Below are 24,913 nucleotides of genomic sequence, written 5' to 3'. Positions count from 1 at the left end.
GGAGGCTTTATGCTTAAACGTCTGCTGATGGTTCTGGTACTTGCGTTTGCGACCGTCTCGTTTGCCGAAGACGGACTGCGTATTGCGCATGTGGATTCCAAGCTGATCTTTGACGGTTACAAGGGCACCAAGAAGGCCCAGGAAGAGTACGACCGCCAGGTGGCTAAGTGGGAACAGCAGGGCAACTTGCTGCAGAAGGAACTTGCCGCTATCAAGGAAAAGCTCGACAAGCAGGTGCTTATGCTCAGCGACGAAAAGAAGAACGAGCTCGAAGCCGAGTATAACAAGAAGGACCTGGAACTCAAGACCTTTATCGACCGCGTGTACGGCCGTAAGGGCGAACTGATTTCTGAAAACGAGAAGGTGAGCGCCCCGATTATCCAGCTGATTCGCAAGGCTATCAACGAAATCGCCTTGCAGGAAGGTTACGACATGGTGGTCGACCGTGCTACCGGCGCCGTGGTGTTCTGGAAAAAGGAAAACGACCTTACGCAGAAAGTGCTGGACTACCTGAACAACAGGTAGTTGTTGCGTATTTAAATTTCGTCATCCTGGATTCCGTCGCTACGCTCCAGAATGACAATCCCCGAGGCGTTTGTGCGGGGTGATGTTCCTTGAAACAGTCATCCTGGATTCCGTCGCTACGCTCCAGAATGACAATCCCCGAGGCGTTTGTGCGGGGTGATGTTCCTTGAAACAGTCATCCTGGATTCCGTCGCTACGCTCCAGAATGACAATCCCCGAGGCGTTTGTGCGGGGTGATGTTCCTTGAAACAGTCATCCTGGATTCCGTCGCTACGCTCCAGAATGACAATCCCCGAGGCGTTTGTGCGGGGGGATGTTCCTTGAAACAGTCATCCTGGAACCACGGAGTGGTGACGGGATCCAGAGCTGAAATTCTACTTGAACTTCCAGAATTTATAGAGATACTTTGTCGTTTGAACGGGCGTCTTCAAGAAGGCGCTCTTCTTGTATCCGCTCAAGGCGAATCCTTGCAGCACCTTGTAAAGTCCGACCTGGTCTTCGCGGTTCAGAGCGAGCAGGAACCTACGGAACTTGTATTCGAAGTCGTGCATCTTGCCGAAGTAGCCGTAGCAGCGTTTTTCGTACTGCTTCAGGAAATTGCGGCTGAGACTAGCGGCTTCGCCGGAGGTTGCCTTGAGGCCTTGGTCGACGTATTCCGCGCAGAATCGGCCCGCCCGCATCGCGGCAGCGATGCCACCACCCGTGAGCGGGTTGGTGTGGTGGGCGGCGTCGCCCACCAGGGCGAAGCGGTCTAAAGTGTAATCCTTAAGGGTGCTGGAAACCGGCACCATTCCACCGACGGTATGGTTGATTTTTGCTCCGGGGAAAAGCTTTTCTAGCCACTCCATGGTGACTTCGAGGATGTTTCCGCTGTGCTTTCCTGCGGCGAGGAAGCCGGCGCCGAAGTTCGTGACGTTCGATTTCTGCTTCGGGAAACTCCAGATGTATCCGTCGTTGATAAAGTCGTGACCTTGCCAGAAGGTGAGGTAGTCGGGTTTGGTCAAGAGCCCTTGCACCTGGATGTCGACGCCGGTGCAGGTCTCGAGCGGATTCTGCACGCAGTTGAGCCCGACCATGCGGCCGATGCGGCTTTCGACGCCGTCGGCGGCGATGACCATCTTCGCAAAGATTTCCTGCGTACCGGTTTCGGTGACGCTCCCGTCGCCGCTGCCTTTTCCGAGAACGACGCGGACCATTCGTCTGTAGCCCTCGACTTCGCCTACGAATTCAGCTCGGGCGCAAGTTTCAACCTGGGCCCCGTCGTCGGCAGCGAGTTTTGCGAGCCACGGGTCGAAAATTTCTCGGTTCAGCATGATGCCCGTGCTCGGCTTCGGAACCTCGATATTCACGCCATTAGGGCCGTAAATGTAAAGGCCGTTGATAATGCTTTCGATGCAGCTTTCGTCAATCGGACCGTAAGTCTGTAGGTCCGCAAGCGTGGTGCTCGCCTCGCCGCAACGTACCGGGAAACCGATGCGTTCCCGTTTTTCGAGGAGCAGCACCTTGTGCCCGGTCCGGGCCAGGTTGCGTGCTGCGACGGAGCCGCCAGGCCCCGCACCGATGACCACGACGTCGTAATTAGGATCAAGCATCGATGACCTCCGTCAGCATAAGCGCCCCGACCGGGCATGCCTTGACGCAAATGCCGCACTTGATGCATTTTTCGGGGTCTATCTGCAAGTCAAGCCCGTGCATGTCGAGCGCCATCTTGGGGCAAAGCCCCACGCACCCTGCACAGGCGAGGCAAACTTTTCTGTCGTGAACAAGCTTCTTCATTAAGGATGAATATAGAAAAAGTTGAGAATTCAGAACTTAGAACTTACTCTCGTTTCTAAGCTCTAAGTTCTACCAACTACCTACTGGCGTAGCCACTAATAAGTGTATTCCTCGGTCAGGCGCTTCTGGAAGTCGTCGTGGACAAGCGGCTTGTCGAAAAGGAAACCCTGTACATTGTTGCACTGGATGCTCTTGAGGAATTCGGCCTGCGTCTCGGTTTCGATACCTTCGGCGATGACTTCCTTGTTGAGTTCGTTCGCCATCTTCACCACGTTGCGGATAATGACTTCGTCCTTGGAATGGGGGTCGCCCACATGGTCCAGGAGCGACTTGTCGAGCTTGATGGTGGTGATGTTGAAGTCCTTGAGCACGTTCAGTGTGGAGTAGCCGGTACCGAAGTCGTCGATGGATACGGCGATTCCGTTCTCGGCCATCGTGTTCACGAATTTCATCATGGCTGCGTTATCATCGAAATCGGCCGATTCGGTCAGTTCCACTTCGACATATTTGCTTGGCACGTTGTGCTTGCGTATGATGCTCAGGATGTTATCGGCAAGTTCGGGGTTGCGCAAATGGAGCTTTGAAAAATTGGTCGAAATGCGGTGCGGCTCGATGCCGACGTCAAGCCACTGGCGAATATCGGCACAGGCCGTCTCGAAAACATAGAAGTCCAGGTCGCAGATGGTGCCTTCGCGCTCCAGGATGGGGATGAAGTCCATCGGCGGGACAATCGTCTTGTGACGGATCCAGCGGACAAGCGCTTCCGCTCCCGTAACCTTCTTGGTGAGTAAGTCGACCTTGGGTTGGTAAAATACCACAAATTCCTTGTTGCGGATGGCGTTGTGGAATTCGTTCGAAATTTCCTTCTGGTGCATCGTGCGGACAAGCATTTCTTTGGTAAAGAAGACGATGTCGCGAGTCTTGATGGCTCTTGCGGCCTGTAGGGATATGGCGGCGTTGTTCAGGGCGTCGTGAATTTCGACATTGTTTTCGACGGGGTAGACCCCCATTCGCGCCTGGATGCGGATGTTTACGGGCTTGGGCCCTTGACTAAGCGTCATTTCGCAGTTGCTGAATCTGGAAATGAACTCTTCTTGGCGTTCCTTCTTGATGAGCGTGAAGAAATTGTCGCCGCCGAGTCGTGCGATGAGTTCCTTTTCGTTGATGAACTGGGAAATTTTGCTGACGTACATCTTGAGGGCGAGGTCGCCCTGCTGGCTGCTGGTTGACTTGTTGACGTACTTGAAATTTTTCAGGTTGATGAACGTGGCCGCGTAGCTAGGAAGGTCCCCGCCGATAACCTGCTGGCTGAACATGAATATGCCGGCTTGGTTGAAGGCCCCGGTCATGGGGTCGGAAATGGCTGCCTTGCGGGTGTTCCCGATCAGGTGGGTACGACCGGAGATGATGAAGAAGTCCCAGCTGAGCAACTGCACGAGTTGCTTTTCGAAATCGGTGAAACTGTGACCGTCAATCGGGTGCGCCTGGAAAGTGAAGGACCCTTGCTCGCCGGTGCTCATGGTTTCCGAAAAATCGGTTGTCGAGGGAATTGCCGGGAGTCTGTTCTTGTCGTGGTAGGCGGTGAATTCTCCCGAAAGTCCGTTGGGGGCGAACTGGTTGACTGGGACGTAGTAAATGCAGTGGATGTAGCCGATGTTTGCGTGGAAGGCAAGGTTGGTTATGTTTCTTGCCATGATGCCGAATATTTCATCTATATTATAAATGGATCCAAGAAGTTTGGACCTAAAGTCAAGATAAGTGCCATTCCACAGAGAAATATCCATAACATCCTCAATATACCAAAACCTTGCCAAAGTTAAAAAAATGTTACATCAAATGCAAGTTCGTTTTACAAGAATCGGCGAAAAAATTACCCGTTGTTAGATGTGTTTAATTTAAATCCATGTGGGTGTGGACGACTCCGTTTAGAATGCCCTCTTCCTCCTGTTGACTTCCTGCAGGATGCATCCTAAAATTCTATCTTTACCGCCGCATTTAAAGAGGTAACCTCCTATGAGTAATGAGGCAGAAAAGCCGAATTTCATTACGACCTCTCTTGACTTCTTGGTCAACTGGGGCCGAACGAACTCCCTGTGGCCGTTCCCTTATGGAACTGCCTGCTGCGCAATCGAATTTATGAGTACCGAAGTGGGCCGTTACGACTTGTCCCGTATCGGGTCTGAATACGTGCGTTTTACGCCGCGTCAGTCCGATGTGCTGCTTGTGGCCGGTACCATTTCCTATAAGCAGGCGCCGATACTCAAGCGCATGTACGAACAGATGGCCGAACCCCGTTGGGTGATCGCCATGGGCGCATGTGCAAGTTCTGGCGGATTCTATGACTGCTACTGCACCGTGCCGGGTATCGACCATATTATTCCGGTGGACGTGTACATCGGTGGTTGCCCCTCCCGTCCGGAAGCGTTCTTCGAGGCGATGTTTGACCTCCAGAAGAAGATCAAGGATGAGTCCTACATGAAACAGCGTGCCGAACGCGTCAAGGACCAGCTCGAAATGATCAAGGCGAAGACCGAACAGGCGAAGGCGGAAGCCCGTGAATTTGCTCGTGAAAAGCGCGAGGAAATCAAGGAATTTGTGGCCGAAAAAGAGCAGAAACTTGTGAAGAAGGCCCAGTTCTGGAAGGAGTAATGATGGAAGCCAATGAAATGACTTTTGCAGAAACGGTCGTTTCTGTCCTCACCTCCAAGTTTGGTGGCAAGAAGGACGATGCGGCCAAGTGGGACGCCTGCGTGGTGGTCCCGAAGGAATACCTGCACAATGCGGTTGAATTCCTGAAGAACGATCCGTCGATGCAGTTCGACATGCTCCTCGACCTCGCCGGTATCGACTACCTGACTTATCCGAACCATGAAGGTCCGCGTTTTGCCGTGAGCTACGCTTTTAAGTGCATGAAGAATCCGGGCCGCCGCGTTCGTCTTAAGGTGCTGGTCAGCGAAGCCGACCTGAAGGTGACGACGATTACTGATTTGTATGCAAGCGCCAACTGGCTCGAACGTGAAGTCTACGACCAGTTCGGTATCGTGTTCGAAGGCCACCCGGACCTGCGCCGCATTTTGAACCATGTTGAATTTGTGGGCCATCCGCTCCGCAAGGATTACCCTGCCCAGAAGCGCCAGTGGCTCTCGACGACCGACTTCCTGATTCCGGAACTGGAAAAGCGCCTGGAAGACAAGGGCTACAAGGTGATCCAGCGCTCCAAGGAAATCATGCCTGTCGAAGAAGAATATCTTGAAGGGAGTATCAGAGAATGATCGTACTTGACCCGAATGGCGAAAAGATGAACCTGATGGCCCTGAACGTGGGCCCGACGCATCCGGCGACTCACCACTGCGTGCGCCTGCTGGCTGCCCTCGATGGCGAAACCATCGTGGCCGGTGTCCATGAAATCGGCTTTATGCACCGCGGCTTCGAAAAGATGGTCGAACGCGGCACCTGGCAGCAGGTGATCCCGTACACCGACCGCTTGAACTACTGCTCTGCAATGATGAACAACATTGCATTCTGCCGCGCTGTCGAAAATATGTACGGTATCGAAATCCCGGAACGCACCAAGGTGCTCCGCGTGATTGTGAACGAACTCTCCCGTATCAACGACCACTTTATTTGCGTTGCAGCTGCTTTCCAGGACTTGGGCGGTACGACTCCGTTCATGTACGCCTTTAACCCGCGTGAAGAAATCATGCTGATTTGGGAAAAGCTCACGGGCGCACGCCTCACGAACAGCTTTGCCCGCATTGGCGGCCTCTACCGCGACAGCTACGACGGTTTCGAAGACGATGTGCTCGCTGCTTGCAAGTCGGTGGAAAAGGCCCTCAAGGACCTGCATGCCTGCTTGGACCGTAACCGTATCTTCCTCGACCGTACCGTGGGCGTGGGTAAGATTTCTGCCGAACGTGCTATCAGCTACGGCTGGACAGGTCCGTGTCTCCGTGCGACGGGTGTCGAAAGCGACCTCCGCAAGGACGAACCTTACTACGACTACGAAACCTACGACTGGGAAGTCGTGGTGGGAACCCAGGGCGATGCCAACGACCGTCTGCAGGTGCGCCTTGCCGAAATTGAAGAATCTGTGAAGATTGTGCGCCAGGCCCTGAAGCGCCTGCAACCGGGCCCGGTCGACATTGTCGACCCACGCATCCGCGTGCCTGCGCACAAGCTTGCCTACCAGGACATGGAAGCCCTTATCGGCCGCTTCAAGAGCGTGTACGAAGGTGTGCGCGTGCCCGAAGGCGAATACTACTGCGCAAGCGAATGCGCGAACGGCGAACTCGGCTTTACCATCGTGAGCGATGGTTCCGGCCACCCGTACCGCATCAAGGTGCGATCCCCGTCGTTTGCCCATGTGTCTGCATTTAACGAACTGGTCGAAGGCCTGACTCTTGCCGACTCCATGGCAACGCTGCCTGGCCTCAACATGATTGCTGGAGAACTTGACCGATGACACAACATATTCAAGGTGCAGTTCAGTTTGTATCGAATAACCATTTGAAGTTCGACGGTCCGAGCGAAGCGATTCCCGCGCTCCCGGATCCGGGTCAGACTTTGGGCTACGTGAACAAGCCTGTTCCGCAGCCCGCTCCGAAGGAAGTGCTCGCAAAGCTTGACACTCCCGAAATCAAGGAACGTTGCGCCGACTTGCTCAGCCGCTACCCGGTGGGCCAGGGCGCTCTCCTCGAAGTCCTTTGGCTGGTGCAGGGCGTGTTCGGTTGGGTGCCTACCGAAGGTATCCGCTGGGCAGCAAACATTTGCGGTTGCGCTCCGGCTCACGCTCTCGGCGTCGCTACCTTCTATACCATGTACAACCACGCCCCGAAGGGCAAGTTCCTGTTGCAGTTCTGCCGCAACATCAGCTGCGCCATCAAGGGGGCTCAGCCGCTGATCAAGTATGTCGAAAACAAGCTCGGCGTCAAGAGCGGCGAAACCACTCCCGATGGCATGTTTACCGTGCTCCAGGTGGAATGCCTGGGTAGCTGCGGCAACGGCCCGATGATGTTGGTGAACGATGATTTTGCCACCGACGTGGTCGACGGTCAGCTCAAGATGAAGCGCGGTACGACTCTTACCGAAGCAAGCATCGATCGCATTATCGACTGGTGCAAGGCACACGTGAATGACATGCCGAAGCACGACGTGCTCGGCGGAATCGTGAAGGGCCACGGCGGTCACCCCGGTGCTCCGGGTGCAACGGCCAAGCCGCAGGTCGCTGACTACGCTCCGCCTTCTCCGGTGCTTAACGTGAAGGCCGAAGCCGACGAAAATGGCGCTACCCTCACTTGGAAGGGCGCTCCCGAATTCACGAAGATTGTCGTCGAAAAGAAGAACGGCAATGACTGGGTCGCTGTGGGCGAGCCCGGCGTGAAGGACAAGGCTTTCGTCGATGCAAGCGGCAAGGCAGGCGATGTCTATCGCATGATTGCAACTTCCGGTGAACGTACGGCAAAACCTTCCAAGGAAGCGGTGACTACCCAGAAGCCCGCGCCCGTAGAGGAGGCTAAGTAATTATGGCTGAAGTAGTAAAAGTTTGTACAGGAAATTTTGGCAAGGGCGCCCAGGACATTGAAGTCTACAAGAAGCTGGGCGGCTACGCGAACATTTCGGATCGCTTGTTCAACATGAGCCAGTTCGAAGTGATTGACTACGTGCAGCGTTCCGGCCTGCGTGGCCGTGGCGGTGCAGGCTTCCCGACCGGCATGAAGTGGAGCTTTGTTCCGCGCAATTCCGGCAAGCCCGTGTACATTGTAGTGAACGCTGACGAAGGCGAAGGCGGTACCTTTAAGGATCACTTCCTGATGATGGAAGATCCGCACCGCTTGATCGAAGGCCTGATTATTGCAGCCTGGGCTCTCGGTAGCCGTGCTGCCTACATCTACTGCCGTGGCGAATTCCTGCCCTGCATCGAAAGCTTGAACAAGGCTTTGAACCAGGCATACGCCGCCGGTTACCTCGGCGAAAACATTTGCGGCACCAAGTTCAGTTTCGATATCTTTGTTCACCGTGGCGCAGGCGCCTACATTTGCGGTGAAGAAACTGCTCTTATTAACTCGCTCGAAGGCCAGAAGGGTCAACCCCGCCTGAAGCCGCCTTTCCCGGCGGTGAGCGGCGCATGGAAGAGCCCGACTTGCGTGAACAACGTCGAGACCATTATGTCTCTCCCGTGGATTTTCCAGCATGAACCCGAAGAATACGCCAAGATGGGTACACCCCGTGCAGGCGGTACCAAGGTGTTCTGCATCTCGGGCGACGTGAAGAATCCGGGCGTGTACGAGGCTCCGCTCGGCACTCCGATGATGACGATGATTAACGAATACGCCGGTGGCGTCGTGGGCGGAAACCTGAAGGCGGTTCTTCCGGGTGGTTCCTCTTGCGCTCCGTTGAACGCAGGCGAATGCGCTGTAGCCACCATGGACTACGAATGCCTCGCCTCCATGAAGACGATGTTCGGTTCGGGTGCCATGATCGTGATTAACGATACGCACAACATGGCAGAACTCCTGAACGTGCTCGGCAACTTCTACAGTCACGAATCTTGCGGCCAGTGCACTCCGTGCCGCGAAGGTACGGGACTCTTGCACCGCATTCTGAACCAGATTGTGGAAGGCAAGGGCCACGACGGCGACGTGGAACTCATGCAGAGCCTTTCTGGTGGATTTGGCGGCGTGACGATTTGCCCGCTGTCTATTTCGCTCGGTGGCCCGGTGGGCTCCTACACGGCGAAGTTCCGCGCCGACTTCGATGAATTGATCGCAAAGAACCCCGACCACGCCAAGCCGCGTGTTCAGGAAAACTATCGTCCTGGAATTTTCTGGTAATAATATGAGTAACTTCTACAACATGCCGAAACTCCCGACCGAGAACAGCCCGAAGGTGGAAATCTTCGTGGACGACAAGGCCGTGATGGTTCCTGGCGATACGAACCTGCTCGAAGCTTTGAAGGCTGTCGGGATTGAAACTCCTCACGTCTGTTACCACCCGTATTTGCCGGTGTCCGGTAACTGCCGCCAGTGCCTGGTGGAGCAAGAAGGCCCGCGTGGCCGTATGCTCGTGATTGCCTGCTACACGCCGGTTATGCCGGGTATGAAAATTTACACGCCGGCATCCAGCGCCCGCGTCAAAAACGCCCGCAAGGCGACGCAGGAATTCATGCTGGTGAACCACCCGCTGGATTGCCCGATTTGCGACAAGGCCGGTGAATGCACCCTGCAGGAAAACTTTATGGAAGCGGGCCAGAACGAATCCCGCATGCGCCCCGAATACGGCAAGAACTACCACGGCAATCCCGCGCACCAGTTCATTGATGCGAAGGGCCAGCTCCGTGGCGGTAAGCACGTGGACTTGGGCCCCCGCGTGTTGCTCGACGAAGAACGCTGCGTGCAGTGCGACCGCTGCGTGCGCTTTATGCGTACCATTGCCGGTTCCGAACAGCTGCAACTCGCCGGCCGCGCCGACCATACCTACATTACCACGTTCCCGGGTGAAAAGCTTGATCACGAATACGACTTGTGTGTCACCGATGTTTGCCCGGTGGGCGCCATGACGGCCAAGTACTTCCGCTTCCAGAAGCGCGTTTGGCTGCTCAGCCACACGCCGACGGTTTCGATGGATGACTCTCTCGGCGCAAACATTTGGCTCGACTACGCCGACGGTCACATTTACCGTGTGATGCCGCGTTGCAACCCCGAAGTGAACCGCAGCTGGCTTTCTAACACGAGCCGCCTCGCGTTCCAGAACTTCGACAAGAACCGCTTGCCGGCTATGGGCTTCCACGTGATTCAGGAAGCTCTCGCCGAAGTCAAGAAGGTCGGGGGCAAGGTCGCCCTTGTCGCCGGTGGCGCATGCACCGTCGAAGATCTTGCTGCGGTTCGCATGCTCAAGGAATCCTTGGGCGACTCCGCCGAACTTTTCGGCGGGACCTTCAAGAAGGTCGGTGCCCCCGACGGCATCGCCATGAGTGGCGACCCGCTTGCAAACCGCGTCGCATTCAAGCTGCTTGGTATTCCTGACAACAACCTCGAAGACCTTACGAAGCGTGCTTCTGAATTCAAGGTGCTTGTCACCGTGAATAACGACCTCTTTGGTGAAGGTGGTGCCGCTGTGGCTACCCTCGAGAAAATTCCGACCCGTATCGCGCTCACTCCGTTCAATGACGCGACGGCTTCCAAGGCAACGCTCGCTTACGGCATTCGCCACTGGAGCGAAGTCCAGGGTACTATGGTGAATAGCCTGAACATTTTGCAGAAGTTGAACGCTTGCCCGGTATGCCCCGACGAAAGGATCCGTGCCGCCTACGACGTGCTTTCCGAACTCGCCGGAAACAAGTTCGAATCCGCATTCGACGCCTTCAAGAAGGCGGGCGAATATGCGGCCGTACTTGCTGGGCTTTCTTACGATACCATCAAGAGTACAGGCAAGTTGCTCGAAGGAGGTAACGCCTAATGGATATCATCGAATCCAAAACCTGGGTGGAATGGCTCATCACGATTGCGAAGTTCGGCTTCTGCTTCGTGCCTGTGCTCTACATCCTGTTGTTGATTCCTATGGAACGCCGTGGTGCAGGTTTCATGCAGGACCGTCAGGGCCCGAACCGCTCCTACATCAAGGTTCCGTATTTCGGTAAGGTCCGCTTGCTCGGCTATGTGCAGAACATGTGCGACGGTACCAAGTTGTTCTTCAAGGAAATGTTTGCTCCGAAGGGTGCAAAGAAATTCCTTTACTACGTGGCTCCGGCAATCCCGTTTGCCATCGTGTTCCTTTCTCCGTGCGTGATTCCCTGGTTTGGTCCGATGGTCTTTGACTGGGGTGGCCAGGTGGTGCGCATCGCGGGCCCGATCGTGGATTCCGAAGTGGGCATCTTGCTCCTGTTCGGTTTCAGTTCGCTTTCCGCCTACGGTGCCGTTCTCGCTGGCTTGAGCTCCCGTTCCAAGTACAGCTACCTCGGTTCTCTGCGTACGACCGCGATGACGATCAGCTACGAAGTCTGCCAGGGTCTTTCGATGATGGGCCTCCTGGTGCTCGCCGGTTCTTTCAGCCTCACCGATATCGTGAGCTGGCAGGAACACCACGTGTGGGGCATTGTCGCCCAGCCGGTGGCTTTCTTCTGCTTCTTGATTGCGACGATTGCCGAAACGGGCCGTGCCCCGTTCGACGTTGCCGAAGGTGAACCTGAACTCGTTGCCGGTTACCACACTGAATATGGTGCCATGCAGTTCGGCCTGTTCTACATGGGTGAATACTCTCACATTTGCATCAGCAGCCTTCTGGTGGCAACCCTCTTCTTGGGCGGTTACTCGGTCCCGTTCGTGACGACCGAAACCATCCAGGCTCACATGGGTGGCTCGCTCGCTATCCTCTGCTGGGTGCTCGCTTTCTTCGCTCTCGCGTTCCTCCACATGATCTACCGCTACTCCCGCAAGCTCCGTGCTTCGGCACAGTCCAACAAGATGGAAATCTTGCAGGAATACAAGCTTTACAAGGGTATCGGTTGGATTGCCGCTTTCGTGCTGGTCTGCGCCGGTGTCGCATCCTGGATGCTTTACAACCCGCAGGTTACCGTGGTTAATGGAGTCGTCGTGAACACCCTGGGCGCTGCCCTCGGTACGGCTCTCATCCACCTGCTAGTGCTCCTGGTGAAGAGCGTGTTCTTCTGCTGGGTGTGGATCTGGGTCCGTTGGACTCTCCCGCGCTTCCGCTATGACCACATTATGCATCTTGGCTGGAAGATCATCTTGAACATCGCTATCTTGAACCTCGTCGTGACCGCCGTGGTCGCGAAGCTGATGGGAGGTAACTAATGGCTCGCGTTATTAGACAGAGGCCCATGAACTGGGTGGAACGCCTCTACATTTTCGAGGCGATTCGCGGCCTGTGGACGACGCTCAAGCACGCCGCCCGCGGTCTTTTCCGCTACGAAGAGCTGCCGACGATTTCTTATCCGGAAGGTCAGCCCGAAGTCCGTAGCACTTACCGTGCAAAGCACCGCCTGATGCTGCGCCCCGACGGAACGCCCCGTTGCGTTGCCTGCGGCATGTGCGCTGCGGCTTGCCCTGCCCACTGCATTTATATCGAAGCGACCGCGAGTGACGACCCGCGTATCGAAAAGAAGGTGAAGCGCTTCGATATCGACCACCTGACCTGCGTGTTCTGCGGTCTCTGCGTTGAAGCCTGCCCGGTCGATGCGCTCCGCATGGATACCAAGGAAATCATTTTTGAACACCGCACCCGCGACGAATTCGTGGCGAACCTGAAGACTCTCACCAGCTGGAATCCGAAGGATTACCCCGATGACGCGCAGAGCCAGAAGGCTCCGGGCGGAAAACTGAATGCCGAGGCCCGCAAGGTCTGGGGAATGGAGGTTAAGAACTAATGCTCGCCCTGATATACTTTATCATTCTCGCCGTGATTGCCGTGGGGGCCGCCTGCTGCGTGTTCCTCTCGAAGCATCCGCTTTACGGTGGTCTTTCTCTCGTCCTCACGATGCTTTCGCTCGCCGGTATTTATGGCCTGCTGGGTAGCCCCTTTATCGGTGTTGTCCAGATCATGGTCTACGCGGGTGCCATCATGATGCTCCTCGTGTTCGTGATTTCGGTCTTGAACGCGGCCAAGGACAACAGGACTCCCATGTTCGACGGCACCTCGATCTTCGTGCTCATCGGCGTGCTCGGCCTGGCTGGCCTTATTGGCTTTGCCCTCGTGATTACTCCGCTCGGCTTCGACGCGACTACGCTTCGCGGCTCTGTCGAGATGACCTCCAAGAACCTGTTCGATACCGCCCAGACGGGTCCCGGCTACTTCGTGCTTTTCGAGGTGCTTGGCCTGTTGCTGCTCTCTTCGATGGGTGCGGCCGTTCTCATGGCTAAAAAGCGCCTGGGGTCTGACGCCTCTGTCGAGGCTGCTTCTGAAGAAGCTATCGCCGAAGAAAAGGAGGAAAAGTAATGGAACTTCAACCGATTTTCATCCAGATGCTCGCCCTGTTGCTTTTTGCCATTGGCCTTGCGACGGCTCTTGCCCGCCGTAACGTGTTCTTTGTGCTGATGGGCATTGAACTTGCGCTGAACGCCGTGAACCTCTCCTTTGTAGGTTTCGCGAAGACTCTCCCAGCGGCCGAAAGTGTCGCGGGCCAGATTGTTCCGCTGTTCTCGATTGCCGTGGCCGCTGCCGAAGCGTGCGTGGGCCTTGCACTCGTGATCCTCATTTTCCGTAACCGTGAAAGTGTCGACTCCGACAACTATTCCAATATGAAGGGGTAAGCAATGACAAATTTACCGCTTTGGATTATTCCTCTTTTCCCGCTCCTGGGAACGATTCTGCTCGGTACCGTAGCCGTTGTCTCGTCGGGTAGCAAGAAGGGTCCTTCCGAAGGTTTCGTGGGCGCCCTCTCGGTGTTGTTCCCGGCGCTTTCGTTCGTGAGTGTCGTGTTGCTCGCCTTCGGCATGCCCGAAGAAGGCATCCGCCAGACGCTCTGCAACTGGATCGACATTCCGATGCTCAAGGTCGATATCGGATTCCTGTTCGACGGCCTTTCCCGCGTGATGCTTCTGTTCGTGACGGGTATCGGTTCTCTCATCGCGCTTTACTCGATCGGTTATATGCACGGCGACCGCGGCTTTGCCCGCTTCTTCGCCTACATCAACCTGTTCCTGTTCAGTATGGTGGTGCTCGTGCTCTCCGACAGCCTGCTGCTCACCTTCCTCGGTTGGGAAGGCGTGGGCCTCTGCTCTTACCTGCTGATCGGTTTCTGGAACCACGATCTTAACAACTGCAAGGCCGCCAACAAGGCCTTCATCGTGAACCGCGTGGGCGATATCGGCTTTTTGCTCGGTATGCTCTGCCTCGCCACTCTCGGAGGCTCCGCCATTCTCAACTACGATGCTCTGAACAAGTTCATCGAGATGCTGATTGCCGGCGGACACGTGGAACTGGCGACTCCGATTATCGCGATTGCGGGTCTTCTGTTCTTCGTGGGTTGCACCGGTAAGTCTGCCCAGATTCCTCTCCTGACCTGGCTCCCGGATGCCATGGCGGGTCCGACTCCCGTGTCTGCGCTTATCCACGCTGCAACCATGGTGACCTCCGGTGTCTACCTGCTTGCTCGTCTTAGCCGCATGTTCTCGGTGATTCCGGAAGTCCTGGTGATTGTCCTGATTGTCGGTATGCTCACTGCCTTCTGGGCGGCTGTCGCTGGTCTCTTCCAGAACGACATCAAGAAGGTTCTGGCCTACTCCACGATTTCCCAGCTCGGCTATATGTTCATGGCGGCGGGCGCCTCTGCTTATGACGCCTCGATCTTCCATGTGTTCACCCACGCCTTCTTCAAGGCGGCCCTCTTCCTCGGTGCTGGTGCCGTGATTCACGCGCTCGCTGGCGAACAGGATATGCGCCGCATGGGTGGCCTCATCAAGAAGACCCCTGTTACCGCTTGCGTAATGATCTTTGCGTTCCTCGCCATTATCGGCTTCCCGGGCTTTGCCGGTTTCTGGTCCAAGGACCTGATTCTGGAACGCCTCTACACGAATGCCCCGTTCGGTGAGTTCTTCTACGGCGTTGGCCTCTTGACGGCTGTTATCACGGCGGTCTACATGGGTCGCCTGATTATCATGACCTTCTTCGGTGAATACCGCGGTCCCAAGGAAAAGGAAGCTCACATTCACGAAGCTCCTGCCTGCATGCTCCTCCCGATGGTGATTCTCGCTGTCGGTGCCGTGTTTGCCGGTTACCTGTGGGCCGATTCGCTCGGTATCAAGTTCTTCGAAGGGACGCTCGCCCCGGTGGTGGGTGTCGCCCAGGACTTTGTGGTGGGCAAGCTCGCTGTTGCCCACGTGAATCCGATGGCCTTTGCCTGCTTTGGCACGGCGGCGGCTCTCCTCGGTATGTTCATCGCTTATGCAATTTACGGAACCAAGCGTCTGCCGCGCTTGCACGCCAAGTGGGGGAGCGCCCCCGAAGGCTTCAAGGCCGACTGGACGTTCTTCTTTGACTACATCCATTCCATCTTTATCGTGATGTTCAAGGCGGCTGCCTTCGTGGCCGATGTCTTCGTCGATAAGGTCCTGCAGGCGATTCAATGGACGATTGGCTCCATTACCGAAATCGTGGGCGACGGAGTCAGCTCTTTCCAGGCTCGCAAGGTGCGTGTGCAGCTTACGCTTAGCCTGGTGGGTCTCGTTGCGCTCACTGCTGTTGTTCTTCTGACTGGAGGTTTGTTCTAATGCTTTTGCATCTCCTTGTCTTAGCACCGTTTGTCGCCGCTGTCCTGATGGCTGCGACTTCCAAGGAAGACCCGAAGTCTTCTTCTAGACTTGCGTTCCTTTTCGGTTATGCCTTCGTGGCGCTGTCGATTGCCCTGATTGCGAGTGGCAACCAGGCGACCGAGGCTATCGAATGGTTCCACATTCCCGGCGCGAAGGGCTCTGTCTATTACTACCTGTATAGCCACGGACTGGGCGCCTGGATGGTGCTTCTGTCGACGTCGCTTTCTCTGGTGGCCTTGATGACGGCTCGCAACACGCTCGACACGAACTACCGCAATTTCGCCATCGGCATCTTTGCCTTGATGGGCGCGATGAACGGAACTTTCCTCGCTGCCGATGCGGTGCTGTTCTTCTTCTTCTTCGAAGCCATGGTGATTCCGGCCGCGATCCTGATTGCCGCTTATGGCGGAAAGGAACGCACGAAGGCTGCGATGACGTTCGCGATTTACACCCTGGTGGGTTCTGCCCCGATGATGGTTGCCCTCTGGTACCTCGTGACGGTGGCGGACAATTCCCTGGTGCTTTCTCTTGCGGTCGCTCTCCAGAATCTGGATCCTGCAGTGCAGTCGACGCTTCTCGCCTGCTTCCTGCTCGCCTTTATGGTGAAAACCCCGATTTTCCCGTTCCATGGTTGGCAGGCGATTACTTACGCCGAGGCTCCGGCTCCGCTTTCGGCTATCCTTACGGGTGCCATGAGTAAGGCGGGCGTATTCGGCTTTATCGCCTGGATTCTCCCGATTTTCCCGCTTTCCATGGAATGGGTCGATACCATGATGTGGCTTGGCCTCTTGACGGCTGTTTATGGTGCCATGCTTGCGTTCCGTGCGACGGACGGCAAGAAGCTCCTGGCCTATAGCTCCATGGGTCATTTGGGCCTTGCGGTGGCGGGCGTGTTCAGCCTTTCCGAATCGATGCTTCCTGCGGTGCTCGTGCTCCTGGTGGCTCACGGTCTGAGCGCCGGCGCCCAGTTCTACCTGATGGGTATTGCTGAACGCTTTGCGGGTACTCGCGATATCGAGCAACTCGGTGGTCTTGCCAAGCGCAACCCGGTGTTCGGTTCGCTGTTTGGCTTTGTGGCGGTGCTTTCTCTTGCGGTTCCGGGAACAGCCGGATTCGTCGGTGAATTTACGGTGCTCATGTCCCTGTGGGATATGGGGCCGCTTCCGGCACTTGCGGCAGGTCTCTGCCTGATTCTCTCTGCCGCCTACATGCTCCGCTTTGTGCAGAAGGTGATTTTCGGTACGCCCGCCCGCCAGTACGAAGATGGCAAGCGCATGACCGCTCTCGAAGGTTCTTCGATTGGCATCATGGGCGTGCTGCTCCTGGTGTTCGGTATGCACCCGGCCTTCATTACCAATGCTCTCCAGCTCTTTGACGAAAACGCCGTGCAGGAGATGAACAGGGTTTCGCACCCGGAAACGGCTCCGGTGGAATCTTCGACGGTCGAAGCCTCTGCCGACGTGACGGACGACGCGTCTGCTGACGAAAATGTCGCGGCCGTGGCGCAGCCCATGACCGAAGAGGACTTGCAGCAGCTCGATTCCAACTTGAAGGCGAACGGCTTTAGCGACGAAGAACGCACTTCGCTGATTGCCCAGCTCAAGGCGATGAGCGAAAGCGAAGTTGCCGAGGCTCCTGAACAAAACGAGGCCACAGCAAACGAGGAGGCTTCTGAAAATGAGTAATATCGTGAATCTCTTGCCCGTAATTCTGGTCGCGGTCGGTGCCCTCGTGACGCTTGCTGCAGAACCGTTCATCAAGGACGACAACAAGCACAAGGTGCTTCCGTGGGTGGCAAGCCTCTTTGTCGTGCTCGGTGCCGGTGCCTATTACCTCACGACGAACGACACCTTCATGAACCTGTACGCCATGGACCCGATCCGTCGCGTGCTCGGTATCGCGATTGTCCTGTGTGCGTTCCTCGGCGTAGCCGGTCTCCAGTGGACTCTCGGTCACGAGAAGTTCAAGGGTGGCGAAGCTTATGGTCTGTTGCTGCTGGCGACAAGCGGCGCCTTGCTCATGACGCAGGCGATTGATTTCCTCGCCCTTTACCTGGGCATGGAACTCGCGAGTTTCCCGATTTATGCCCTGGTGGGTCTCCGTCGCAAGGACATCAACGCGAACGAAGGTGCTTTCAAGTACTTCGTTTCGGGAGCGGTGTTCAGCACGATTTTCCTGTACGGTGTCGCGCTCGTTTACGGTGCTACCGGTTCGACGCATATTTTCGCCTCTGTCATCGCTGGCCGTGGCATGATTTACGGCATGGGCATTTTCCTCGCCCTGTTTGCGCTCCTGTTTAAGGCGGGTGCCGCTCCGGTTCATTTCTGGGTGGCCGATGTCTATACGGGTGCTTCTGTCGCGGTGACGGGTTTTATGGCTGCGGTCGTCAAGGTCGGCGCTCTTGCTGCTCTCGGAACCCTCTGGCTTGGTTCCATGGTCACGCGCATCGGTTCTGCTCCGGCATGGAACTTGGCCGAACAGGTGACGATTCATAGCGAAAACAAGAGCCTGTTTTACGTGATCGTGGTGGTGTCGGTGCTATCGATGGCGATTGGCGCTTTCGGCGGTCTCGCACAGAAGTCCATCCGCCGAATCATGGCTTACTCCGCCGTGATGAATGCGGGCTTTATCGTGATTGGTCTGTTGCTTCCGGATTATGCAGCCGAAGGTACGGTGCAGCTGGGTGCTATGTACTACTTCCTGATCACTTACGCGATCGGTAGCGCGGGTGCCCTGACGGGTATCGCATACCTCGCCGGTAAGGAAGACCAGAAGGAAACTCTCGACGATATCCGCGGTCGTGGCCGCAAGCACTCCTACGTGGCGCTCGCGACGTCGGTCTGCTTGGCAAGCTTGGCAGGCATGCCGCCTGTTGCCGGGTTCCTCGCCAAGTTCTCGCTCTTCACGGACGCCCTTGCCGGTGGACTCGGAATCATTGCAGCGATTGCTTTCGGTCTTTCGCTCGTGGCGGCGGTGTTCTACCTGCGCATCGCCTTTGTGCTCTTCATGCCGCCCAAGGCTGAATGCCAGTGCAAGTGCTGCTGCAAGGACAATTCCGTGTACGTGTACCTGCTCCGCTTCGGCGTGACGGTTGCCGCCCTTGCGCTCGTCGTGATCGGCGTCTTCCCGAAGCTTGCCTTGATCGTGTAAGCGACAGTCGAAGGCCGCAGAAAAGCATCCTGCGCGTGATCCCCTTGCGGGGAGAAAGCACTCTAGATTCATTATGAAAGGAGAATGCCACAAGGCATTCTTCTTTTTGTATATAAAAAAACTTGCCCGGTCTCTTCGGATATAATGAGACTCTTGAAAAATAAGGGAGAAATGGTAATTGAGGATGCCCCTTTTAATTTATGAAAAAATATTTATGTCTATTACAATGTGGAATTTTGTTGCTGAATTTTTTTTATTGGCACAACGATCTGAAAGATTGGAGCGTGTTCGACAAGACGGTTTGTGGAATAGCCTTGACTGACTCGGATGGAAATGTTATTTATGGAAAAAATCCTTCTGTTAGCGAATTTCAATCCTATGACGCGCCAAGAGAAGGCTCTGTTAAAGTAGGTTTGTGAAAAACGTATGATGAATTGCGTAGGGCGCTTAAGTTCTGTAGTTGTTTAGCGGCTTTGGCGATTAACCTTCCAGGATCTTTTTCGCATGGGCAATGCGTTCGGGGCTGGGAGACTTGGTGTCTTTCAGGGCGTAGTCGATACCGAGTTCCTGGTACTTGGCAAGCGCAAGCGAATGGTAGGGGAGCACTTCGACCTTTTGGACATTGTGCAGACTTTGGATAAATTCACGGGTGCGTTCCAGGTACTGGTCGTTGTCGCTGATGCCGGGCACGAGCACGTGGCGGATCCAGATGGGCTTGCCGATTTCGTCGAGGTAACGGAACATGTCCAGGTTGTGATCGATGGGGTGGCCCGTCAGTTTCTTGTGCTCTGCAGGGTCAATAATTTTGAGGTCAACGAGCAGCAGGTCGGTTGACTTCATGAGTCGTTCAAATTTGCCGAAGTAGGGTTCGTTACGAACAAAGTTTACGCCCGATGTGTCAATGCAGGTGTGGACGCCTGCCGCCTTGGCAAGTTCGAAAAATTCGATGAGGAAATCCATCTGCATCAGGGGTTCGCCGCCGCTTACGGTGATGCCGCCGTCTTTACCCCAGTAGCTCTGGTAGCGCAGCGCCTTTTTCAGGAGGTCTTCGGCGGAAATGTCGAAAGCATCTTCGCCCTTGAAGTCCCAGGTTTCGGGATTGTGGCAGAAAAGGCAGCGCATGGGGCAGCCCTGCGTGAACACGACGAAGCGCACTCCGGGGCCGTCCACGGAGCCGAAAGTTTCCAGTTTGTTGATGCGTCCGAGCATATCGTTATTCCGTTTTTCCCGCAAAGTTAAAAAAAGAGCCCGTTTTGCGCAATGGCGGTTGCCCGAGTGCGAAAAAAATTCTCTATTTGGACTTGTACTGACGTTCGTGGGTGCGATTTGGGCTTGAACGAGCCGATTTCGGACCCGTCTGCGAACGCCGTTTGTTATACGAGGTCTATTTGGTAGCCCAGAAGTTGGATACACTCATCGCCCAGGCCTGCGAGGCCGCCGGCGTTACATTGGTGGAACAGGATATGTTCCGCGCAGGCAAAAGGAAGACTCTGCGCCTTTACATAGACAAGCCCGAAGGGGTTTCGATTGACGATTGCACGAACGTGAGCCATCACTTGTCCGATGCGCTGGATGCCGATCCGGATATCATCGAGGGTGCCTACACGCTCGAAGTGTCGTCGCCGGGGTTGGACCGCCCCTTGAAGTCGGTTGCCGATTTTACCCGCAACATCGGACGATTTGTCCGGGTGACCCGCAGTACCGGTAAGCCGGTGACGGGCAAACTGAAGGCTGCGGACGAAGAAAATTTGACGCTCACCCTGAAAGGCAATGCAGGTGACGTGGTCGTGCCCCGTAGCGAAGTGCTCGTGGCAAAAGTGGATGTACAAATATAATTGAGGTCTAAAATGGCTATTAGTAAGAAAGAACCGAAGGTTAACCTGCTCGAAGTGCTGAAAGGTGTCGTCGAAGCCAAGGATATGGATGATTCTGTCGTGCTGAACGCGCTGAAGGAAGCGCTCGTGACGGCGGCCCGCAAGTACCTGCATATCGAAAAGAAGATCGATGTGGATTTCGACATGGAAACCAACGAGGTGCACGTCTACCTGCGCGTGGCCGTGGTGGATGACTATCCGGACTACGACCCGAACATGACCGCTGCCGAAGTCGAAAAGCTCGACCAGGGTTACATGCTGGTAGAAGAAGCCCGCGACTTCAACGAAGATGCTCAGGCCGGTGACTTCCTCGAAATGGAAATTCCTATTTCCGCCTTCGGTCGCCAGGCTATTCAGACTGCAAAGCAGCTGCTGAACCAGCAGATCCGCGATGCCGAACGCCAGAAGATCATGGACACCTACCGTAGCCGTATCGGCTCCATGGTGAGCGGCGAAGTGCTTCGTCTTGAACAAAGTAACATCATCGTGAAGCTCGGCAAGCAGACCGAAGCGATGATTCCGTTCCGCGAACAGATCAAGCGCGAACGTTGGGAACAGGGTAACTCCATCAAGGCCGTGATCGCCCGCGTGGAAGAATCCTCCAAGAACGGCGCCCAGGTGATTCTGTCCCGTGCAAACGGCGACTTCCTCAAGGAACTCTTCCGTCAGGAAGTTCCCGAAATTTACGAAGGTACGGTTGAAATCAAGGGCGTTGCCCGCGAACCGGGATTCCGCGCCAAGATTGCCGTGTACTCCCGTGACGAAAAGATTGACCCGGTCGGCGCCTGCGTCGGCATGAAGGGTGCCCGCGTGCAGACGATCGTGCGCGAACTCGGCAACGAACGTATCGACATCGTGCAGTGGAATCCGGACCTGGATGTGTTCATCCAGCGCGCCTTGACTCCCGCCAACGTCATCAAGCAGATCCACGTGCCCGAAACCCGTCGCACCGTGGTGATCATCAGCGATGAAAACCTCGCCCTCGCTATCGGCAAGAACGGCCAGAACGTGAAACTCGCTGCGGAACTCGTGCAGCGTAACCTGGACGTGTTCGGTGAAAAGGAATGGTCCGAAAAGGACGACGAGACCAAGGCAAAGATTACGTCTCCGTCCGTGGCCGACCTGAACCAGAATCGCAAGGCTGCTCGCTAATTTTTAAAAAAGGAACATTGGAAGCTATTCATGGCTAATGAAGATCAAATTAAACCAGTAGATTGGGCTGAATCCCACGGCATCAAGGTCGATGTCGTGATGAAGCTGCTTCGCGATGCGGGCGTGACTGTTCGTACTCACATGTCCAAGGTGGATGCCGCGGACTACGAGAAAATCGAAGTTGCCGCCGAAAGCGAACGCCAGAAAGCCGAAGCCCGCAACAAGAACCTGAAGAAGGCGTCTTCCGCCGAAACTTCCAATGCTTCTGATAAGAAGAAAGAGTCTGCTTCGGCTGGCGAAGGCAAGTTGAAGGTCAAGCTTATCAAGGGTAAGAAACCGGCGAAACCCGCTACCGCTCCTGCGGCTGCAAAGCCCGCCGCTCCGGCTGCCGCACCCGCCGCGGTAAAGCCCGCGCCGGTAAAGCCTGCGGTTGAAACTCCGAAGTCTGCCGCTCCGGCAACTGTTTCTGCGGCTCCCGCTGCTCCTGCTGCGGAAAGGTCCGCTCCGGTCGAAGATCCGAAGCCCGCAACTCCGGCAGCTGCTCCCGCAGCCCCCGCGGCAACCGTTGCTGCGTCTCCGGCCCCCAAGGCCGAGGTGAAGCCCGCCGCTCCGGTCGCTCCCGCGGCACCTGCTCCGAAGTCCGCCGCTCCGGCCCCGGCAAAGCCCACGATGGTTACGCCCGGTATGGAACTCAAGCAGCCTCCGATGAAGGCCCAGGTGTTCAAACCCGACGAAGCGATTCTCGCCCGTATCAAGAAGTCCCAGCAGCAGGCCCAGGCCGGTCGCGGTGGTCACCGCAATGGTTCTGGTAACCAGCAGGGCTATACAGGTACTTTTGGCCGTCTCTCGAACAATGGCGACAACCGCAATGGCGGCCGCCGTAACGACAACCGCGGTGGAAACGGCGGTAATGGCGGCAATAACGGTGGCCGTACCTATACAGGCCGCACCGGTGGCTTTACCGGCAGTTCGATGCAGGACGCCTTCAACGCCAGCAATGGTGGCGGCCAGGGATTTGGCGGCCAGAACCAGGCCGGCAAGGGCGGAAAGCCGCAGAACGGTCGTCACGGACAGAATGACAAGAACCGTCGCGGTAACGGCAAGGACCGTCAGGACCAGCAGAAGGAAATGCAGCAGGAAGCCGTTCGCCAGAACGTTTCCCGCGTGATGGCCGACCTGTCCAAGAAGCCTGTCAAGAAAGTTTATCGCAAGGAGCATAACGACAATACTTCTGGCGAAGAAAAGAAAATCCTCAAGACTTCCGACTTTATTACCGTGGGCGAACTCGCCGGTCTTATGGACCAGATGCCGGCCCGCGTAATCGCGAAGTGCATGGAAATGGGCATGATGGTGACTATCAACGCCCGTCTCGATTTTGAAACGATTCAGCTGTTGGCCGACGAATTCGGTTACGAAGCCCAGCTGATGGAAGAATACGAAGAAGAAGTGCTCGGCGTGGAAGAGGAATCTTCCGAGAACCTGAAGCCGCGTCACCCGGTGGTGACGGTGATGGGCCACGTCGACCACGGTAAGACCTCTTTGCTCGACTGGATCCGTAAGACCCACGTGGTTGCCGGTGAATCGGGCGGCATTACGCAGCACATCGGTGCATACGAAGTCACGACCTCCCAGGGTAAGGTGACCTTCCTCGATACTCCGGGTCACGAAGCGTTCAGCGCCATGCGTGCTCGCGGTTCCCAGGTGACCGACGTGATTGTGCTGGTGGTGGCTGCCGACTCCATGGTGATGCCGCAGACGGTGGAATCCATCGAACTTGCCAAGCGCGAAAAGGTTCCGATGGTCGTTGCAATCACGAAGATAGACCTTCCGACGGCCAACCCCGACAAGATCCGCGCCCAGCTCGCCGAACGCGGTGTGGAAGTGGAACAGTGGGGCGGTTCTACGAGCTGTATCGAAGTGTCCGCCCGTACGGGTCAGGGCATGAATGATCTTTTGGAAACCTTGGCGCTCGAAGCCGAAGTGCTCGAACTCAAGGCTAACCCCGACGCACACGCACGCGGCGCCGTGGTCGAATCCAAACTCGACGTGGGTAAGGGTTCCATGGCGACGATCCTCGTTCAGAACGGTACGCTCCATGTGGGTGACCCGTTCGTCTGCGGTATCTACGCAGGCCGCGTACGTGCCATGTTTAACGAACGCGGTGAACAGATGAAGGAAGCTCCTCCGTCTGCTCCGTGCCAGGTGCTCGGCTTCGACGGTACTCCGCAGGCCGGTGACGACCTGATCGTGGTTGAAGATGAAAAGACCGCACGCGAAATTGCTTCCAAGCGCCGTATGGCTGCTCGTGAACGCGACCTTCGCGCCCGTAAGACCGTGTCCTTGGAAAACTCCTTCAACGAAAAGAAGGAAGGCAAGCTCTCTGAACTCAACCTTATCGTCAAGGCCGATGTGGGTGGTTCTGCCGAAGCTCTTGCCGCAAGCCTCGAAAAGCTTACCAACAAGGAAGTCCGCGTCAACATCATCCGCAAGGGTGTGGGTACCATTACGGAATCCGATATCCTCTTGGCGACGACCGCTTCTGCAATCATTATTTCCTTCCACTTGATGCCGTCGCTCTCTATCCGCGAAATGGCCGAGAAGGAAGGTATCGAAATCCGCAACTACCGCGTGATTTACGACTGTATCGAAGATATCACGAACGCGGTGGAAGGCCTCCTCAAGCCGACGCTGCGCGAGGAACTCTCCGGCGAAGCCGAAATCCGCCAGGTGTTCAAGATTCCGAAGGTCGGTCTCATCGCTGGCTGTATGGTTACCGACGGCGAAGTCGACCGTACGAGCCATGTGCGCGTGTACCGCAACGGCGTGGAACTCGGTACGACCGTGGTCCAGTCCTTGAAGCGCATGAAGGACGACGTCAAGTCTGTCGCTCGTGGCTTTGAATGCGGTATCGGCCTCAAGGGTTACGAAGACATCAAGGAAGGCGATAGCTTGATCTTCTTCAAGGAAATCAAGGTTGCCCGTACCCTGAAGGATGTGGCCCGCGAAGAAGCCGAAGAGAAGGCGAAGAAAGCCGCGGAAGAGGAAAGTGCAACGTAGGACTTAGAGCTTAGAACTTAGAGCTTAGTGTTTTGGTTCGGCAAGCTGGTAAACCTTATCAAGGTCCCTGAACTTGTTGAAGGGGTTTCTAAGTTCTAAGAGCGAAGCGGACTA

22 protein-coding genes are annotated in these 24,913 nt (G+C 55.9%); 18 read left to right on the top strand and 4 right to left on the bottom strand.

Annotated features, from left to right (window positions below; genetic code table 11):
• Nucleotides 1–9 precede the first annotated feature (9 nt).
• Nucleotides 10–525 carry an OmpH family outer membrane protein gene (locus tag Q0P86_RS05420; RefSeq protein WP_072976566.1) on the top strand — a complete coding sequence of 172 codons (516 nt, stop codon included), beginning with the start codon at nt 10–12 and terminating at the stop codon, nt 523–525.
• Nucleotides 526–899: 374 nt separating this feature from the next.
• Here Q0P86_RS05420 and Q0P86_RS05415 read toward each other — a convergent pair whose 3' ends face one another.
• From Q0P86_RS05415 to Q0P86_RS05405, 3 genes are all read right to left on the bottom strand, one after another.
• Nucleotides 900–2,117, bottom strand: coding sequence for an NAD(P)/FAD-dependent oxidoreductase (locus Q0P86_RS05415; RefSeq protein WP_295037879.1), 1,218 nt, complete (start codon nt 2,115–2,117; stop codon nt 900–902).
• Nucleotides 2,110–2,301, bottom strand: a complete 192-nt coding sequence (locus tag Q0P86_RS05410; protein ID WP_290994798.1) for a 4Fe-4S binding protein — start codon at nt 2,299–2,301, stop codon at nt 2,110–2,112. Before Q0P86_RS05410 ends, Q0P86_RS05415 begins: the two co-directional genes overlap by 8 nt.
• A 95-nt stretch (nt 2,302–2,396) precedes the next feature.
• A complete protein-coding gene (locus Q0P86_RS05405) occupies nt 2,397–4,085 on the bottom strand; it encodes a bifunctional diguanylate cyclase/phosphodiesterase (protein ID WP_294113322.1) in 1,689 nt (562 codons plus the stop codon).
• Nucleotides 4,086–4,314: 229 nt separating this feature from the next.
• On the opposite strand from Q0P86_RS05405, the gene nuoB reads away from it, so the two are divergent.
• The 14 genes from nuoB (at nt 4,315) to Q0P86_RS05335 (ending at nt 19,135) form a co-directional block, all read left to right on the top strand.
• Nucleotides 4,315–4,950, top strand: a complete 636-nt coding sequence (gene nuoB / locus Q0P86_RS05400; RefSeq protein ID WP_290994803.1) for an NADH-quinone oxidoreductase subunit NuoB — start codon at nt 4,315–4,317, stop codon at nt 4,948–4,950.
• Complete coding sequence (locus Q0P86_RS05395; RefSeq protein WP_290994805.1) at nt 4,950–5,573, top strand: NADH-quinone oxidoreductase subunit C; 624 nt, start codon at nt 4,950–4,952, stop codon at nt 5,571–5,573. Before nuoB ends, Q0P86_RS05395 begins: the two co-directional genes overlap by 1 nt.
• On the top strand, nt 5,570–6,763 hold the full coding sequence (locus Q0P86_RS05390; RefSeq protein WP_072976575.1) for an NADH-quinone oxidoreductase subunit D: 1,194 nt from the start codon (nt 5,570–5,572) through the stop codon (nt 6,761–6,763). Before Q0P86_RS05395 ends, Q0P86_RS05390 begins: the two co-directional genes overlap by 4 nt.
• The gene (locus Q0P86_RS05385; protein ID WP_295037877.1) at nt 6,760–7,821 is read left to right on the top strand and encodes an NAD(P)H-dependent oxidoreductase subunit E; all 1,062 of its coding nucleotides are present in this window, start codon (nt 6,760–6,762) and stop codon (nt 7,819–7,821) included. Before Q0P86_RS05390 ends, Q0P86_RS05385 begins: the two co-directional genes overlap by 4 nt.
• A 2-nt stretch (nt 7,822–7,823) precedes the next feature.
• Nucleotides 7,824–9,131: an NADH-quinone oxidoreductase subunit NuoF gene (gene nuoF, locus Q0P86_RS05380; protein ID WP_072976579.1), complete on the top strand. Its 1,308-nt coding sequence runs from the start codon at nt 7,824–7,826 to the stop codon at nt 9,129–9,131.
• A gap of 4 nt (nt 9,132–9,135) precedes the next feature.
• A complete protein-coding gene (locus Q0P86_RS05375) occupies nt 9,136–10,755 on the top strand; it encodes a 2Fe-2S iron-sulfur cluster-binding protein (RefSeq protein ID WP_290994813.1) in 1,620 nt (539 codons plus the stop codon).
• Nucleotides 10,755–12,110, top strand: coding sequence for an NADH-quinone oxidoreductase subunit H (locus tag Q0P86_RS05370; RefSeq protein ID WP_290994816.1), 1,356 nt, complete (start codon nt 10,755–10,757; stop codon nt 12,108–12,110). The genes Q0P86_RS05375 and Q0P86_RS05370 overlap by 1 nt, the downstream gene beginning before the upstream one ends.
• On the top strand, nt 12,110–12,682 hold the full coding sequence (locus tag Q0P86_RS05365; protein ID WP_290994819.1) for an NADH-quinone oxidoreductase subunit I: 573 nt from the start codon (nt 12,110–12,112) through the stop codon (nt 12,680–12,682). The genes Q0P86_RS05370 and Q0P86_RS05365 overlap by 1 nt, the downstream gene beginning before the upstream one ends.
• Nucleotides 12,682–13,251 carry an NADH-quinone oxidoreductase subunit J gene (locus tag Q0P86_RS05360; RefSeq protein WP_290994823.1) on the top strand — a complete coding sequence of 190 codons (570 nt, stop codon included), beginning with the start codon at nt 12,682–12,684 and terminating at the stop codon, nt 13,249–13,251. The genes Q0P86_RS05365 and Q0P86_RS05360 overlap by 1 nt, the downstream gene beginning before the upstream one ends.
• Entirely contained in the window at nt 13,251–13,565 is a 315-nt protein-coding gene (gene nuoK, locus Q0P86_RS05355) for an NADH-quinone oxidoreductase subunit NuoK (RefSeq protein WP_072976587.1), read from the top strand. Before Q0P86_RS05360 ends, nuoK begins: the two co-directional genes overlap by 1 nt.
• A gap of 3 nt (nt 13,566–13,568) precedes the next feature.
• Nucleotides 13,569–15,524 carry an NADH-quinone oxidoreductase subunit L gene (nuoL, locus tag Q0P86_RS05350; protein ID WP_295037874.1) on the top strand — a complete coding sequence of 652 codons (1,956 nt, stop codon included), beginning with the start codon at nt 13,569–13,571 and terminating at the stop codon, nt 15,522–15,524.
• Complete coding sequence (locus Q0P86_RS05345; protein WP_295037872.1) at nt 15,524–17,251, top strand: NuoM family protein; 1,728 nt, start codon at nt 15,524–15,526, stop codon at nt 17,249–17,251. The genes nuoL and Q0P86_RS05345 overlap by 1 nt, the downstream gene beginning before the upstream one ends.
• Nucleotides 17,244–18,716 carry an NADH-quinone oxidoreductase subunit N gene (locus tag Q0P86_RS05340; protein ID WP_290994831.1) on the top strand — a complete coding sequence of 491 codons (1,473 nt, stop codon included), beginning with the start codon at nt 17,244–17,246 and terminating at the stop codon, nt 18,714–18,716. Before Q0P86_RS05345 ends, Q0P86_RS05340 begins: the two co-directional genes overlap by 8 nt.
• A gap of 200 nt (nt 18,717–18,916) precedes the next feature.
• A complete protein-coding gene (locus Q0P86_RS05335) occupies nt 18,917–19,135 on the top strand; it encodes a hypothetical protein (protein WP_295037870.1) in 219 nt (72 codons plus the stop codon).
• A 61-nt stretch (nt 19,136–19,196) separates the two neighbouring features.
• Here the strand turns inward: Q0P86_RS05335 and pflA are convergent, their stop codons facing one another.
• Nucleotides 19,197–19,925, bottom strand: a complete 729-nt coding sequence (pflA, locus tag Q0P86_RS05330; RefSeq protein WP_290993188.1) for a pyruvate formate-lyase-activating protein — start codon at nt 19,923–19,925, stop codon at nt 19,197–19,199.
• Nucleotides 19,926–20,104: 179 nt separating this feature from the next.
• Between pflA and rimP the strand changes: the two genes are divergently transcribed.
• From rimP to infB, 3 genes are read left to right on the top strand one after another with little or no spacing between them, the layout of a single operon-like run.
• Nucleotides 20,105–20,551, top strand: coding sequence for a ribosome maturation factor RimP (gene rimP / locus Q0P86_RS05325; protein ID WP_295037867.1), 447 nt, complete (start codon nt 20,105–20,107; stop codon nt 20,549–20,551).
• Between the two features lie 12 nt (nt 20,552–20,563).
• Nucleotides 20,564–21,742: a transcription termination factor NusA gene (nusA, locus tag Q0P86_RS05320; RefSeq protein WP_290993194.1), complete on the top strand. Its 1,179-nt coding sequence runs from the start codon at nt 20,564–20,566 to the stop codon at nt 21,740–21,742.
• Between the two features lie 30 nt (nt 21,743–21,772).
• Nucleotides 21,773–24,799, top strand: a complete 3,027-nt coding sequence (gene infB, locus Q0P86_RS05315; protein ID WP_295037865.1) for a translation initiation factor IF-2 — start codon at nt 21,773–21,775, stop codon at nt 24,797–24,799.
• Nucleotides 24,800–24,913: the final 114 nt, after the last annotated feature.

Source organism: uncultured Fibrobacter sp. (genome assembly GCF_946062555.1).
In the GTDB taxonomy this organism is placed as follows: domain Bacteria; phylum Fibrobacterota; class Fibrobacteria; order Fibrobacterales; family Fibrobacteraceae; genus Fibrobacter.
Note: the sequence above shows the minus strand (reverse complement) of the source record. Positions and strands in the feature narration are given on the sequence as shown.